Genomic DNA, 13,728 nt, shown 5'->3' on the forward strand with positions numbered 1-13,728 from the left:
CTGAAAGGGAAACAAAGGATGAAAACACGCGCCGCCATAGCCTGGGAAGCGGGCAAGCCGTTGACGATCGAGGAAGTCGATCTGGAGGGCCCGCGCGCGGGCGAAGTGCTGATCGAAGTGAAAGCCACCGGCATTTGCCACACCGACTACTACACGCTGTCGGGGGCGGACCCGGAAGGGTTGTTCCCGGCCATTCTGGGCCATGAGGGCGCGGGCGTGGTGGTGGATCTGGGCGCGGGGGTGACCAGCCTCAAAAAGGGCGATCACGTGATCCCGCTGTACACGCCCGAATGCCGCCAGTGCAAATTCTGCCTCTCGCGCAAGACCAACCTGTGCCAGGCGATCCGCGCCACCCAAGGGCGCGGCCTGATGCCCGACGCCACCTCGCGCTTCTCGTTGGGGGGCAAGCCGATCCTGCACTACATGGGCACCTCCACCTTCTCCAACTACATCGTCGTGCCGGAGATCGCGGTGGCCAAAATCCGCGAAGACGCGCCGTTCGACAAAGTGTGCTACATCGGCTGCGGGGTCACCACCGGGGTGGGCGCGGTGGTCTACTCGGCCAAGGTCGAAGCCGGGGCCAACGTGGTGGTGTTCGGCCTGGGCGGGATCGGGCTGAACGTGATCCAGGGCGCGAAGATGGTGGGCGCCGACAAGATCATCGGCGTCGACATCAACCCGCGGCGGGTCGAGCTCGCGCGCAAATTCGGCATGACCGACTTCATCAACCCCACGGAAGTCGAGAACGTGGTCGATCGCATCGTGCAGCTCACCGACGGCGGGGCCGACTACAGCTTCGAGTGCATCGGCAACGTCACCACCATGCGCCAGGCGCTCGAGTGCTGCCACAAGGGCTGGGGCCAGTCGTTCATCATCGGGGTGGCGGCGGCCGGGCAGGAGATCAGCACGCGGCCGTTCCAGCTGGTGACCGGGCGCGAGTGGAAGGGCTCGGCCTTCGGCGGGGCGCGCGGGCGCACCGACGTGCCGAAGATCGTCGACTGGTACATGGAAGGCAAGCTCAACATCGACGACCTGATCACGCACACGCTCACGCTCGAGCAGATCAACGACGGCTTCGACCTGATGAAGCGCGGCGAGTCGATCCGCTCGGTCGTACTGTATTGAGCGGGGCCGGCGCGATGCTCGAACTGCTCAGCGAACACGCCTGCTTCGGCGGCGTGCAGCGCTTCTACCTGCACGCCTCGGCAACCATCGGGCTGCCGATGCGCTTCGCGGTCTACCTGCCGCCGGCGCAGGGGCGTGGCGCGGGACCCATCCCGGCGCTGGTGTATCTGGCGGGGCTGACCTGCACCGAAGAGACCTTCATGATCAAGGCCGGCGCGCAGCGGCTGGCGGCCGAACACGGCATCGCGCTGCTCGCGCCGGACACCAGCCCGCGCGGGGCGAACCTGCCGGGCGAGGCCGACAGCTGGGACTTCGGTGTCGGGGCGGGCTTCTATCTGGATGCCACCGAGGCGCCGTGGTCCCGGCACTACCGGATGGAGAGCTACGTGACGGGCGAGCTGTTGCCGCTGGCGCAGGCCGAGTTCGGGCTCGATGCGGCGCGCACCGGCATCTTCGGCCACTCGATGGGCGGGCACGGCGCGCTGGTGCTGGCGCTGCGCCACCCGGGGCTGTTTGCCTCGGTATCGGCGTTCGCGCCGATCGCCGCGCCCACGCAGTGCCCGTGGGGCATCAAGGCATTCACCGGGGGTACCTCGGGGCGAATCGGCAGCGCTGGCAAAGCCACGACGCCAGCGCGCTGATGGCGGGCATGAAGAAGCCGTATGCCGACGGCATTCTGATCGATCAGGGGCTGGCCGATCGATTCCTGGCCGAGCAACTGCACCCCGAGCAGTTCGAGGCGGCCTGCGCCCGGGCCGGCCAGCCGCTCACGCTGCGGCGCCACCCCGGCTACGACCACGGCTATTACTTCATCTCGACCTTTATGGCCGATCACATCATGCATCACGCGCGGGTTCTGTATGCGTGATGGGTCTTTTACTTAGGAGCGCATTGCAATGAAATTGTATGACTTCGAATTATCCGGCAGCTGCTACAAAATTCGGCTGCTGCTCAATATGCTCGACCTGAAATGCGAGTTGAAAAGCGTCGATTTCGTCAACAAGGAGCACAAGAGCGATGCATACCTGGCGTTGAATCCGTTTGGCGAAATCCCGATCCTCGAGGACGGCGATCTTCGTCTGCGCGACGCCCAGGCGATCCTGATCTACCTGGCGAAAAAGTATGATGCCAGCGGACAATGGTTTCCGGACGATGCCGCCTCGATGGGGCGGATTGCCCAATGGCTGTCGACCGGCGGCGGGGAAATCATGAACGCGGCGGGCGCGCGCCTGGTGAAAATCCTCGACTATCCGCTGGATCTCGACAAACTGCAGGCCGGCGCACACCGCGTGTTCAAAATCATGAATGCGCATCTGGCCGATCGCCCGTGGCTGGAACTGGGTCACCCGACGATCGCCGACATCGCATGCTTTCCCTACACCGCGATGGCGGGCGAGGGCGGCATCGATCTGACGCCTTACCCGCACGTCCTGGCGTGGATCGAACGGGTCAAGCGTTTGCCGGGATTCATTCCGATGCCGGGCGTGCCCGCCCCGTGACGCATCGCGGGGGCGCCGCGCCCGCCCGCGTGCGTCAAGGCGCCGGCGCTACTGCGCGGCGGTGCCGGCCATCGCCCCCGCACCCGCCTGAATCGGCTCATATTCCCCATGGCCGTCCGGCCACTGCGTCAGGAGTTCGAAGCCGTCCTGCGTGACGACCACCATGTGTTCCCACTGGGCCGACAGCGACCGGTCTTTGGTCACCACGGTCCAACCATCGGCGAGCTCCCTGGTATCGGGGCGGCCGGCGTTGAGCATCGGCTCGATCGTGAAAATCATGCCCGGCGCGAGCGTCAGGCCGGTGCCGGGGCGCCCGTAGTGGAGCACCTGGGGTTCGTCGTGGTAGATCCGGCCGATGCCGTGGCCGCAGTATTCGCGCACGACGCTGAAGCCGTCGCGCTCGGCGACGCTCTGGATCGCGTGGCCGACGTCGCCCAGGGTCGCGCCCGGACGCACCGCCAGGATGCCGGCGCGCATGGCTTCGTAGGTGGTCTGTACCAATTTCCTGGCCGGCGCGCTGGGCTGCCCAGCGAAATACATGCGGCTGCTGTCGCCGTACCAGCCATCCTTGATGACGGCCACGTCGATATTGATGATGTCGCCATCGGCCAGGCGTCGCCCGGACGGAATGCCATGGCATATCACGTCGTTGACCGACGCGCAGATGGTTTTCGGATAGCCGTGGTAGCCGACGTTGGCCGGCGTGGCGCGTTGCACGTTGACGATGAAATCATGGCAAAGCCGGTCCAGTTCGTCGGTCGTGACGCCTGGCGCGACGTGTGCCGCGATCATCTCCAGCACTTCGGCGGCCAGTGCGCCGGCCCGGCGGGCCATGGCGATTTCCTCGGCCGAACGGAGCTTGATACGTCGCTTGCCGCGCATCATACGGCCTCCGCCAGACGTCGTCGCGTGGTGGCCGGCGCCGGATCCGCCCCAGGCGCGTCGGCCCGCATCAGCAGTTGACAGATTTCACTGTAGCTCAAGGTCGGGTGCAGTTCGGCCAGCATGCCGACCCGTAGCCAGTGTTCGGCCTGCGCGTTGACCGAGCGGCTCAACGCGGCGCTGGCATGGCGCAGCGCGTCGTGCATCTGGTCGGAGATTTTAACGATGCCCATTGGATTCGGAATATACGATTGGTAACGTTTCGTATATTAGCAGAATTGCGCGGCGACCCGGGCTTGGGCTGGCCGGCGTGCGCGCTCAAGGGGTTTTGCGCAGATCGGCGAATCCGATCAGCGTCGCCCCGCAGGCGCGCGCCAGCGCCGTGTCGTAGCAGGAGAAAAATACCGCGCGGTCCCGGCCCAGCATTTTGAACAGGTCGACCAGCACCGCGCGTGCCGCGGCATCGAGGCCGCCGGTCGGTTCGTCGGCGATGACCACGGCCGGCGAGCCCAGCGCGGCCGCGCTCAAATAAAGCTTCTTGCGGGTGCCGAGCGACATCTGCTCGAAGCGTTTGTCGAGGTGAGGCGTGAGCCCGAAGCGATCAGTGAGTTCGAGCGTTCGCTGGTCGAGCGTGGTGTGTCTGTCGGCTGCCACCTGTTCGAGAAACGCGCGACCGGTCAGCTGCGGGTATTCGAGGCAATCGTCCGGCATATAGGCGAGTGTCGCCTTGGCCCGCTGCGGCGCGCTGCGCAGCGAATGGCCACCCAGCCAGACCTCGCCCGCATCGGCCTCGACGGTGCCGGCGAGAATGCCGAGCAAGGTGGATTTTCCGCTGCCCATCTCGTCGTCGAGCGCCACGCAACCGGCGCCCATCTCGTAGTGGAGTCCCTCGAAGATCGTGTGCGTGTCGTAGCGTTTGCAAAGGTTGTCGAATCGAAGCATGGGAGAACGGGAATGAATGGCGCGCCGCGCCGATGAGCAAAGTCTGCGGCAAGTTTAGCAGCATGCGGCGCAGCCCACGGCAGGCCCGTGCGGCCCTTGCTGTACGGCGCGCGCAGGTGTCGTCACTGCGGTGCCGCCTGCGACAGGCAGTCGGGGAAGACGCCGTGCCGGCAGGTACGGTAAGCTTCAGCCTCCTTCTCATCACACCAAGCCTTTGAGCGATGCCCGAATTTCCCTTCGATGCCATACTTTTCGACTGCGACGGCGTGCTCGTCGACTCCGAACCGATCACCAACCGCGTGCTCGCCGAAATGCTCGGCGAGCTGGGCTGGTGCGTCAGCGTCGAGGAAACCATGCGGATTTTCACCGGCAAGGCGGTCAAGGACGAGCGAGCGCTGATCGAGGCACGCACCGGCGCCGCACTCACGCCCGAATGGCTGGCGGCCTTTCGCGAGCGGCGCAATGAGGCGATCGAGCGCGAGCTGATCGAAATACCCGGCGCGCCGCTGGCCGTCAGAGCGTTGCACGACGCGCTCGCTGGCCGCATCGCCGTGGCCTCGGGGGCCGACCGGCGCAAGGTGGAGCTGCAACTGGCAAAGGTGGGGATACTCGATTGCTTCGAAGGCCGGATCTTCAGCGGGCATGAAATGCCGCGCAGCAAACCGCATCCGGATGTCTATCTGGCGGCGGCCCAAGCCCTGGCGGTCGAGCCCGGGCGCTGTGCGGTAATCGAGGACACCGTCACCGGCGCGCGCGCTGGCGTGGCGGCCGGCGCGACGGTGTTCGGCTACAGTCCGAGCGACACTGGGCACAGCAGCCCGGCCGCCTTGCGCGCGGCCGGCGTCACCCACGTGTTTCGCGAGATGGCGCAACTGCCGGCGCTGCTGACGGCGTGGTCCGGCTCGCAAGGCGGCGGGTGACGCCTTGCGTCACAGCGCTTCGTAAATTGCTGCCTGCAAGTCCTCGGTAAAGCGGCTCGACATGCCGGCCATTGCCGTGTTGGTCAGAACCGTCACGACCAGCGAGCGCCCCGGGTCGACGAACCAGTGATGCCCGTAGACGCCACCCCACCGCCAGGTGCCGTTCGAGCGACGCTCGCCTGCCAGATCGCGATCGAGCAAGACTGCGCCGCCAAAGCCGAATCCCCACGACCGCGTCGGTTCCACGTCGATGCGCAGCGGACCGATCTGGTTTTGCATCATGGCTTGGGCCGACTCCGGCCGCAATATCGGGCCGCCGCCATTGGCGATCGCCAGCAGAAAGCGCATGAAATCCGGCGCGCTGCCGGCCATGCCGGCTCCGCCGGAGGCAAACGAGCGAGCGTCGAAAACACGCGATGGCGCGAAGCGGATACCCGCCAGGCCTTCCATGAAGGCGACTTCGTGCGGGTCGGCCATACGCGGCGGTGGTGAGCCGTCGGCGTAGGGTGTGGCCAGGCGCTCGGCGTCGCGCACCGTGAATGCGGTGTCGTGCATGTGCAGCGGGTCACACACATAACGCCGCACCAGTGCCGGCAACGTTTGGCCGGCAGCGCGTGCCAGCACTTCGCCGAGCACGTCCAGGCCGACCGAATAACGCCAGACAGTACCGGGCGGAAAGCTCAGCGGCACGGTGCCCAGCCGCCGCAATTGCTCGTCGATGCCCAGTCCCGCGTCGGCAAGGCCGTCGGAGACCCTGGCAACGTTATATGGGCCTTGCGCCGTCTGAAAGAACCCATAGTCGAGCCCGGCCGTATGCGTGAGCAATTGCCGCAGCGTGATGGTCGCGGCTTTGCCGTCAGCCGTGCGCAACGCCAGGGCCGGCAGCCAGCGCTGCAATGGGTCGTCCAGGCGGATCAAACCACGCTCGGCCAGCGCCAGCGCGGTGGCCGACACGATCGGTTTGGTCAGCGACGACAACCGAAAGATCGCATCCTCGCGCATTGGCCGCCGAGCTTCCCGGTCGAGCCAGCCGGCTGCGCGACGATGCACGATATGCCCGTCGCGGGCGACCAGTACCACGGCGCCGACGATCCGTTGGCGGGCAAGCGCGTTGTCGAGTACGTTGTCGGCCTGGAGAAAGAGCGTTTCGTTCGCAATGGCGCGTTGATTCATGCTCGAACTCCCATTACGAATGGACTGGGGACGACAGGGCCGGCGCATTGTGCACATCGCTATTGCGGGCAGTTGCACCGGCATCCTCCGGACGCTCGCAATGAAGCGCGAAGCCGCTGCGCCCGGGGCTCAGTTCGGCCTTTAGCGTCAAAGCCGGAATCAGGTAATCGCCGTGATTCTGGCGACGGTACGGAATCGGTGCGGTGTGCGCCACGGCGTCCAGTCGCGCGCCGAGGTCCTGCAGCGTGGCATCGAAGCGCTGCGCATCCATCGAGCCGGTCTTGTGGATGACGAACGGCGGCAGCACGGCGAAACCCGGATAGAACAGCATGCCGTGCTGGATCGGAAACAGCAGATCGTCGATCGGCCCGTTGATGCCGCGCTCGCCGTAATGTTCGGCCCAGCCGCCGGTGCTCACCACCAGCATTGCGCGCTTGCCTTGCAAGGTACCCTCGCCGTAGCGATCGCCCCAGTGCGTGGCCGAATGCTCGCCCACGCCGTAACCGAAGCCGTAGGCATAGACGCGGTCGAACCAGCCCTTGAGAATCGCCGGCATCGAAAACCACCACATCGGAAACTGAAAGATCACCAGATCCGCCCAGCGCAGTTTTTCCTGTTCTGCGGCGACATCGTCGGTCTGCGTGCCGGCGGCATACGCCAGCCTCGATGCCCGGCTCGGATTCAACGGATCGTCGCGCTGATGTTCGGGAAAGTCTTCGGCGTCGAGCACGGCCTTCCAACGCATGGCGTGGAGGTCGCTCACCTGCACCGCGTGGCCTGCGGCCCGCAATCGTGCGACCGTGAAATCACGCAATGCCCCGTTCAATGAGCGCGGTTCGGGATGGGCGTAGACAAGCAGTACGTTCATGACATCGGTTCCTGGCGGAGAAGGATGTCACCAAGATAATGCTCACTGGCGCATAATTGAAATGAATAGGCTCAATGATAGGTATAGCAATGCGTAATATTCGCAATATCGATCTGGACTTGCTGGTGACGCTGGAGGCCTTGCTCACCGAGGGGAATGTCACGCGCGTGGCGCGCCGGCTTCACTTGAGCCAGCCGACGGTGAGCGTGCGCCTGAGCAAGCTGCGGCACCTGTTCGACGACCCGTTGCTGGTGCCGGGCCCGCGTGGCATGCAGGCCACCGCGCGCGGCCTCGAGCTGCTCGCGCCGCTGCGAGAAGCGCTGGGTGGTGTCGAGCGCATGCTCAGTGCGCAGACGCCCTTCGATCCGGCACGCACCGAGATGACCTGGCGCGTGGCGGCGTCGGATTACGGCCAGAGTGCGATCGTGATTCCGCTGCTCGCACGCCTGCGCCGCCTGGCGCCGGGTATCCGCGTTGCCGTGCACACGTTGGTACCGGGGGAAATTGCCCATCTCGCCGAGCGCGGCGAAATCGATGCGGCGTTCATGACGAGCTACACCGTGCCGCAGAGCCTGCGCGGCCGGGTGCTGTTTGCCGAACGCTATCAATTCATCGCGCGCAAGCGCCATCCGCAATTGCGGGGGCCGCTGACGCTGGCGCAATTCTGCGGGCTCGATCACGTGCTGGTGTCGCCCGACGGTGGAGGCTTCAACGGGCCGACCGATGTCCTGCTCGAGGCCCGCGGGCGCCGGCGCCGCGTGGTGCTGTCGGTGCCGCATTTTCTGATTCAGCTGGAGTCGGTGCGCCATTCCGACATGGTGGCGATGCTGCCCGCGCGTCTGCTCGATGGACGCTTGCAAGGTCTGCAGACCTGCGATCCGCCGGTGCAGCCGCCGGGCTTCGAAATCGCGATGGCCTGGCACGAGCGGGTGCACGCCGACCCGGCACATGCCTGGCTGCGCGAGCAGGTGGTTCAGGCGGTATCGTAGGCCGGACGGCGCGGGGTATGTGCTGTTGCGTGGCGTCAGCCGGCCTTGCGACCCTGCCGATCGAGTTCGGCGAATTCGGCGTCGTCGAGCGCGAGGCCGGCGCCGGCAACGTTCTCGATCAGGTGTTGCACGCTGCCGGTGCCGGGAATCGGCAGCATCACCTTGGCGCGCTTGAGCAGCCACGCCAGGGCAACCGCGCCGTTCTTCACGCCGTGCCGCTCGGCAATCTGGCTCAGCACGCTGCCTGGCTTGGCAAGGTCGCCGGCCGCCAGCGGATACCACGGAATAAAGCCGATGCCGTTCTGTTCGCAATAATCGAGCACCGCCTCGCTCGTGCGATCGACCAGGTTGTAGCGGTTCTGCACCGTCACGACAGGGAAGAATTTTTGTGCCGCTTCGATGTCGGCCACGGCAACTTCGCTCAGGCCGACGTGGCGAATCAGGCCTTCGCGCTGCATTTGCGCGATCACCTCGAATTGTTCGTCGCGCGGCACCTTCGGGTCGATGCGATGCAACTGCCACAGGTCGATGCGTTCCAGGCGCAGCCGGCGCAGGCTCATCAGCACGCACTGGCGCAGATATTCCGGGCGGCCCAGCGGCGCCCAGATATCGGGGCCATGGCGCGTGAGGCCGCCCTTGGTGGCAATCACCAACCCGCTGTAGGGATGCAGAACTTCGCGGATCAGGTCTTCGCTGACAAAGGGGCCGTAGCTGTCGGCCGTATCGATGAAATTGATGCCGAGCTCCGGCAGGCGCGCCAGCGTGGCGCGCGCGGCCGCCGGGTCGGCCGGCTCGCCCCAGATACCTTTGCCGGTGATGCGCATCGCGCCGTAGCCCAGGCGGTTGACGGGCAGGTCGCCGCCGATCTTGAATTGGCCGGAGGCGGCCGCCGAAACAGATTGCGACATAGTGTTTTCCTCATTGTGACGGGAAGATTATCGATGGAGGCGGTTGGCGGTCGACGCATCGGACCAACCGATATTGACCAAAGGATTTTACGCGCCCGCTCCGATTCCTGCAGATCGGACTGCCTTTGATTCTTCGCGCTGCGGCGTCCAGCCGCCGCCCAGCGCGCGGAAGGCGGCAACGGCCGCACGGGCCTGGTCGGCATGGGCTCGCGCCAGTGCATCGCGGGCGACGAGAACCCGGCGAGTTTCATTGAGCACTGCGATCAAACTGACATTGCCGGCACGATATTGCTCTTGCGCCGCGGCCTTGGCCTGTGTCCGCGCCGCGACCTGCTGGCGCAGGGCGGTCGTTTGCGCCTGCAATTGAACGCATGCGGCAATCGCATCTTCGACGTCTTCCGTCGCGCGCAGCATGGCTTGCCGATAGCGTGCCAGCGCCTCGGCGTTGGCTCCGCGAGCCCGGGCGACTTCGGCATCGATGCGACCGAAGTCGAACAGTCGCCAGTGCAGACCCACGAGCGCACTCGGCTGGAAGGCCGCGGCGGTGAGCAGAGTGCCGCCGCCCAGGCTCTCGAAGCCGAGCAGGCCTGCCAGCGAGACCTTCGGATAGTACTCGCTGAGCGCCGCGCCGATCCGGGCATTCGAGGCCGCCAGGCGGCGCTCGGCGGCGATGACATCAGGCCGGCGGCGCAACAATTGGCGCGGCCCATCGCCGGTGTCGATTGCCGGAATCGCGTAGTGTGCCGGAGCTTTCACCAGCTTGGGCGCGATGGTGCCGGGCGGCTCGCCCATCAGCACATCCAGGCGGTTGAATTGACGCTGCAGCGCACTTTGCAATGGCGGCAGGCTGGCCCGTGTCCGAGCCAACTGAGCCTGGGCATGGGCCAGCACGCGTCGGGTTGCCACGCCGTCGTCCACGCGCTGGCGCGCCAGCGCGAGCAGGCGGGCATCGGTTGTGACCTCGGCCTGGGCTAGGGCGATGCGGCTTTGCAAGCCGCGTGCCTGGAAGTACGCATCGGCGGCCTCCGCGGACACGCTGACGCGTACGCCGTCATGCATTGCCGAGGCGGCCTGGGCCTCTGCGCGCTGCGCCTGTGCGGTGCGTCGCAAACCTCCGGCAAGGTCGAGTTCCCAGCTGGCGCCGACGTCGAGGTTGGTCAGTGTTTGGTCACGCTCATAGCCAGGTAGCGCGCTGGCGATCTTGCCCAACGGACTGTCGAGCGACTGATGCTGACGCGCCGCACTGCCGTCGAGATCCAGCCGTGGCAGGTCTTGCGCGCCAGCTTCGCGAGCAACGGCGCGCGCCTGCGCCACCCGGGCCTCGGCTGCGGCCAGATCGAGATTCTGCCGCAGCACGCGCCGGACAATGGCCACCAGGGTCGGATCATGGAAGCCGTTCCACCAGGTGTCCAGCGGTGGGGCCTGGCGCTGGCCGTCGATGACCGTCAGTGCGGCCTGGCCGTGGTAAATGGTTGCCGAGGCAAGATGCGGCTCGGTGTAATGCGGGCCGACCGCGCATCCGGCCAGCAAAGTCACAAGACCGACGGCGAGCCGCCGGCGATGGTTGGAAAGGTGGAGTCTCATCGTGATTCGCCTCAATGACTGTCGACTGCCGGCGTCTTGGGCGGAGTCACTTTGCGCAGGAATGGCACCAGCACGGTGGCGATCGCAAAAGCCGCCATGATCGCGCTGAAGGCATCGGCATAGGCCATCGTCTCGGCTTCGCGATAGGCGATGTCGTGCAGCACCTTCAAGGCTGCCGCATGGCCGGCCTGGCCTGAACCGAGGACGGCCCCTAGATGCTGGTCCAGGTTGGCCAGCAGTGTGTTCATGGCCTGATTGGCAGGGGTCAGGGTCGAGGCGATGTCGAGAAAATGCAAATTGGTGCGATTGTTCAGGATCGCGCCGCAAATGGCGATGCCCACCGCGCCCCCAAGGTTGCGCATCATATTGAACAAGCCGCTGGCGTATTTGAGACGCGCAGGCGGCAAGCTGCCCAGTCCAAGCAACACGCTTGGAGCCACCGCGAATACTTGCGGGAAGCCGCGCAGGATTTGCGGAATCAATAATTCTCTTGCTCCCCAACTGTGGCTGATCTGACTGAAACTCCACATCGACAGGCCGAAGCACGCCATGCCGAAAAACATCAGCCAACGCAGGTCGACGCGGCGGCTCAATGCAACATAGACCGGCACGCCCGCGAGCGACGCAACGCCGAGCGAGAACAACGCAATGCCGGTTTGCCAGGCGCTCAGTCCGCGTACATAGCCGAGGAATAGCGGCGTCAGATAAATCGTTGCGAAAATGCCGATGCCGGTGATGAACGACAAGATGCAGCCAAGCAGAAAATTGCGGTTGCCCAGCGCGCGCAAGTCGACCACCGGATTTTCCACCGTCAGGCTGCGAATCACGAACAGCACGCCGCCGGCCAGCGAAATTGCCGCGCAGTGCCGGATCGACGCATCGTCGAACCAGTTCCAGCGCGCGCCTTCCTCGAGCACATATTCGAGCGTCCCCAGGAAAACTGCCAGCAGCGCGATGCCAGGGTAGTCGGCTCCCTTGAGCAGCGACGGATCCGGCGTGTCGATATCGACCAGCGTCGCTACGCCGGCGGCCACCAGCACACCGGGCACCAGATTGACGTAGAACAGCCAGTGCCAATCCAGGGTGTCGGTGATCCAGCCGCCGATAATCGGACCGAGCGTGGGCGCGACCGAGGCGATGGTGCCGATCACGGCTGCCGCGAACACGCGGCGTTGGCCCTGAAAGTAGTGGAACGACGAGGTAAATACGGTTGGAATCATCGAGGCGCCCAGCAGACCCTGCAGCGCGCGGAACACGATCATGCTCTGGATGTTCCAGGCCAGGCCGCACAGCATGCTGGCGGCGGTGAAACCGAGCGCCGAGGCGGTAAACAGCCAGCGCGTGGACAGCACGCGCGTGAGCCAGCCCGAGAGCGGGATGACAATGATCTCGGCGATCAGGTAGGCGGTCTGCACCCAGCCGATCTGGTCTTGTGCCGCCGATAGCCCACCGCCGATGTCCTGCAGTGACGACGCGACGATCTGGATGTCAAGCAGCGCGATGAACATGCCGACGCACATGATCGCGAAGGGCAGGATCGGTGTATGCACGTCGGCGCTGGCGTGGCCTGCCGGGGTAGTCATTGGCCGCTCCCGGCCATCCGTGCGCCGCGCGTATCGACAGACACCGAGGTGGACAGCCCTGGGCGCAACGCGCCGAGCACGGCGGCCTTGCCATCGAGTGCGATGCGCACGGGGACGCGCTGCACGATCTTGGTGAAGTTGCCGGTCGCGTTTTGCGGCGGGATCACGCTAAAGACGGCCCCGGTGGCTGGCGACAGGCTCTGCACGTGGCCACGGAACGTGGTGCCCGGCAGCGCGTCGGCCACCACGTCGACCGGGTCGCCAGGTTTGATGTCGTGCAACTGATCTTCCTTGAAGTTGGCGTCCACCCATAGCCCTCGCGCAGGCACGATCGATAACAGCGGCGTGCCCGCGCTCACATAGGTGCCCGGATGTGCGGAGCGGTCTGCCACGTAGCCGTCCACCGGCGCGCGCAACTCGGTATAGCCGAGGTCGAGCCGGGCAGTCGCCAGACTCGCGCCGGCTTGCGCCAGTGCGGCCTGAGCTTCGGCGATCCGCGTGCCGGTGACCGCGAGTCGCTCGCCGGCCGCGCGTACGCCGGCCTCGGCCGCGGCGACCTCCGCATGGGCAGTCCGCGCTGCCGCATGGGCTCGTTCGGCGTCTTGCCGGGTGCCTGCCTGGGTCTGCGCCAAGTGCCGGTAGCGCTGGGCGTCGAGGTTGGCGAAATGCGCTTTGGCCTGTTCGGCGGCCAACTCGGCTTGCGCCTGGCGAATCAACGCCTGTTCGAGAGATTGTTGAGCGTGCAGGCGGCCGAGGGCGGCCGTGCGCCGCAACACACCCGCTTGCGCGGCTGTCAGTGCGGCTTGGTAGTCATGTGCGTCGAGCCGCACCAACGGTGTTCCGGCACGCACGAATTGATTGTCGCGCACGAGAATCTGCGCGACATAGCCGGCCACGTGCGGGCTGATCTGCGTGACGTTGCCGCCGACGTAGGCATCGTCGGTTAGCTCGACAAAGCGGCCCACGGTCCACCAGCGAATGACGAACACCACAGCGACGACGATCAGGGTCGCGGCGAGTGCCAGCGCAATGCGGCGCTTGCGACCATAAGTGCGCCATTGCCCGCCGGCCGCGGCCGCCGGTAGCGCGTTGCTGGTTATTTGCTGAGTCACGGCATGGGCTCCATCGAGATCGAATTATATGTTGTTTATCATATAAAACATAATATGATCGTTAACATATTAAAGTCAACAGATTTTGGAGAAAGAGCTGGCGCTTTATTGGAATTTTAGTATGATGGTTATCATGTCAAGTA

General features: G+C 65.5%; 13 protein-coding genes and 1 pseudogene. 5 read left to right on the forward strand and 9 right to left on the reverse strand.

The features are described 5' to 3' along the window. Positions 1-18: 18 nt before the first annotated feature. The 3 genes and pseudogenes from PATSB16_RS07240 to PATSB16_RS07250 all read left to right on the forward strand — a co-directional run bounded on the left by PATSB16_RS07240 (position 19) and on the right by PATSB16_RS07250 (position 2,624). On the forward strand, positions 19-1,125 hold the full coding sequence (locus PATSB16_RS07240; protein ID WP_047213446.1) for an S-(hydroxymethyl)glutathione dehydrogenase/class III alcohol dehydrogenase: 1,107 nt from the start codon (positions 19-21) through the stop codon (positions 1,123-1,125). 14 nt (positions 1,126-1,139) lie between these two features. After that, positions 1,140-1,993 (forward strand): annotated as a pseudogene (fghA, locus tag PATSB16_RS07245) (S-formylglutathione hydrolase). Positions 1,994-2,021: 28 nt separating this feature from the next. Further along, positions 2,022-2,624, forward strand: coding sequence for a glutathione S-transferase family protein (locus PATSB16_RS07250; protein ID WP_047213447.1), 603 nt, complete (start codon positions 2,022-2,024; stop codon positions 2,622-2,624). 48 nt (positions 2,625-2,672) lie between these two features. On the opposite strand, the gene map is transcribed toward PATSB16_RS07250, so the two are convergent. The 3 genes from map to PATSB16_RS07265 form a co-directional block, all read right to left on the reverse strand. Next, positions 2,673-3,509, reverse strand: coding sequence for a type I methionyl aminopeptidase (map, locus tag PATSB16_RS07255; RefSeq protein ID WP_047213449.1), 837 nt, complete (start codon positions 3,507-3,509; stop codon positions 2,673-2,675). After that, on the reverse strand, positions 3,506-3,739 hold the full coding sequence (locus PATSB16_RS07260; protein ID WP_047213451.1) for a ParD-like family protein: 234 nt from the start codon (positions 3,737-3,739) through the stop codon (positions 3,506-3,508). Before PATSB16_RS07260 ends, map begins: the two co-directional genes overlap by 4 nt. Before the next feature lie 85 nt (positions 3,740-3,824). Further along, a complete protein-coding gene (locus PATSB16_RS07265) occupies positions 3,825-4,448 on the reverse strand; it encodes an ABC transporter ATP-binding protein (protein ID WP_047213452.1) in 624 nt (207 codons plus the stop codon). Between the two features lie 221 nt (positions 4,449-4,669). Between PATSB16_RS07265 and PATSB16_RS07270 the strand changes: the two genes are divergently transcribed. After that, entirely contained in the window at positions 4,670-5,368 is a 699-nt protein-coding gene (locus PATSB16_RS07270; protein ID WP_047213453.1) for an HAD family hydrolase, read from the forward strand. Between the two features lie 9 nt (positions 5,369-5,377). Here the strand turns inward: PATSB16_RS07270 and PATSB16_RS07275 are convergent, their stop codons facing one another. Together PATSB16_RS07275 and PATSB16_RS07280 are read right to left on the reverse strand one after the other, a co-directional pair. Further along, positions 5,378-6,541: a serine hydrolase domain-containing protein gene (locus PATSB16_RS07275; protein WP_052892604.1), complete on the reverse strand. Its 1,164-nt coding sequence runs from the start codon at positions 6,539-6,541 to the stop codon at positions 5,378-5,380. Positions 6,542-6,554: 13 nt separating this feature from the next. After that, positions 6,555-7,409, reverse strand: coding sequence for an NAD(P)H-dependent oxidoreductase (locus tag PATSB16_RS07280; protein WP_047213456.1), 855 nt, complete (start codon positions 7,407-7,409; stop codon positions 6,555-6,557). Positions 7,410-7,498: 89 nt separating this feature from the next. Between PATSB16_RS07280 and PATSB16_RS07285 the strand changes: the two genes are divergently transcribed. After that, a complete protein-coding gene (locus PATSB16_RS07285) occupies positions 7,499-8,398 on the forward strand; it encodes a LysR family transcriptional regulator (RefSeq protein WP_047213457.1) in 900 nt (299 codons plus the stop codon). A 35-nt stretch (positions 8,399-8,433) separates the two neighbouring features. On the opposite strand, the gene PATSB16_RS07290 is transcribed toward PATSB16_RS07285, so the two are convergent. The 4 genes from PATSB16_RS07290 to PATSB16_RS07305 all read right to left on the reverse strand — a co-directional run bounded on the left by PATSB16_RS07290 (position 8,434) and on the right by PATSB16_RS07305 (position 13,585). After that, positions 8,434-9,306 carry an aldo/keto reductase gene (locus tag PATSB16_RS07290; protein ID WP_047213458.1) on the reverse strand — a complete coding sequence of 291 codons (873 nt, stop codon included), beginning with the start codon at positions 9,304-9,306 and terminating at the stop codon, positions 8,434-8,436. Positions 9,307-9,393: 87 nt separating this feature from the next. Then, a complete protein-coding gene (locus PATSB16_RS07295) occupies positions 9,394-10,890 on the reverse strand; it encodes an efflux transporter outer membrane subunit (protein WP_047213460.1) in 1,497 nt (498 codons plus the stop codon). 11 nt (positions 10,891-10,901) lie between these two features. Continuing rightward, complete coding sequence (locus PATSB16_RS07300; protein ID WP_047213462.1) at positions 10,902-12,473, reverse strand: DHA2 family efflux MFS transporter permease subunit; 1,572 nt, start codon at positions 12,471-12,473, stop codon at positions 10,902-10,904. Next, positions 12,470-13,585, reverse strand: coding sequence for an HlyD family secretion protein (locus PATSB16_RS07305; RefSeq protein WP_083566717.1), 1,116 nt, complete (start codon positions 13,583-13,585; stop codon positions 12,470-12,472). The genes PATSB16_RS07300 and PATSB16_RS07305 overlap by 4 nt, the downstream gene beginning before the upstream one ends. Positions 13,586-13,728: the final 143 nt, after the last annotated feature.

It is taken from the genome of Pandoraea thiooxydans (genome assembly GCF_001931675.1).
Lineage (GTDB): Bacteria > Pseudomonadota > Gammaproteobacteria > Burkholderiales > Burkholderiaceae > Pandoraea > Pandoraea thiooxydans.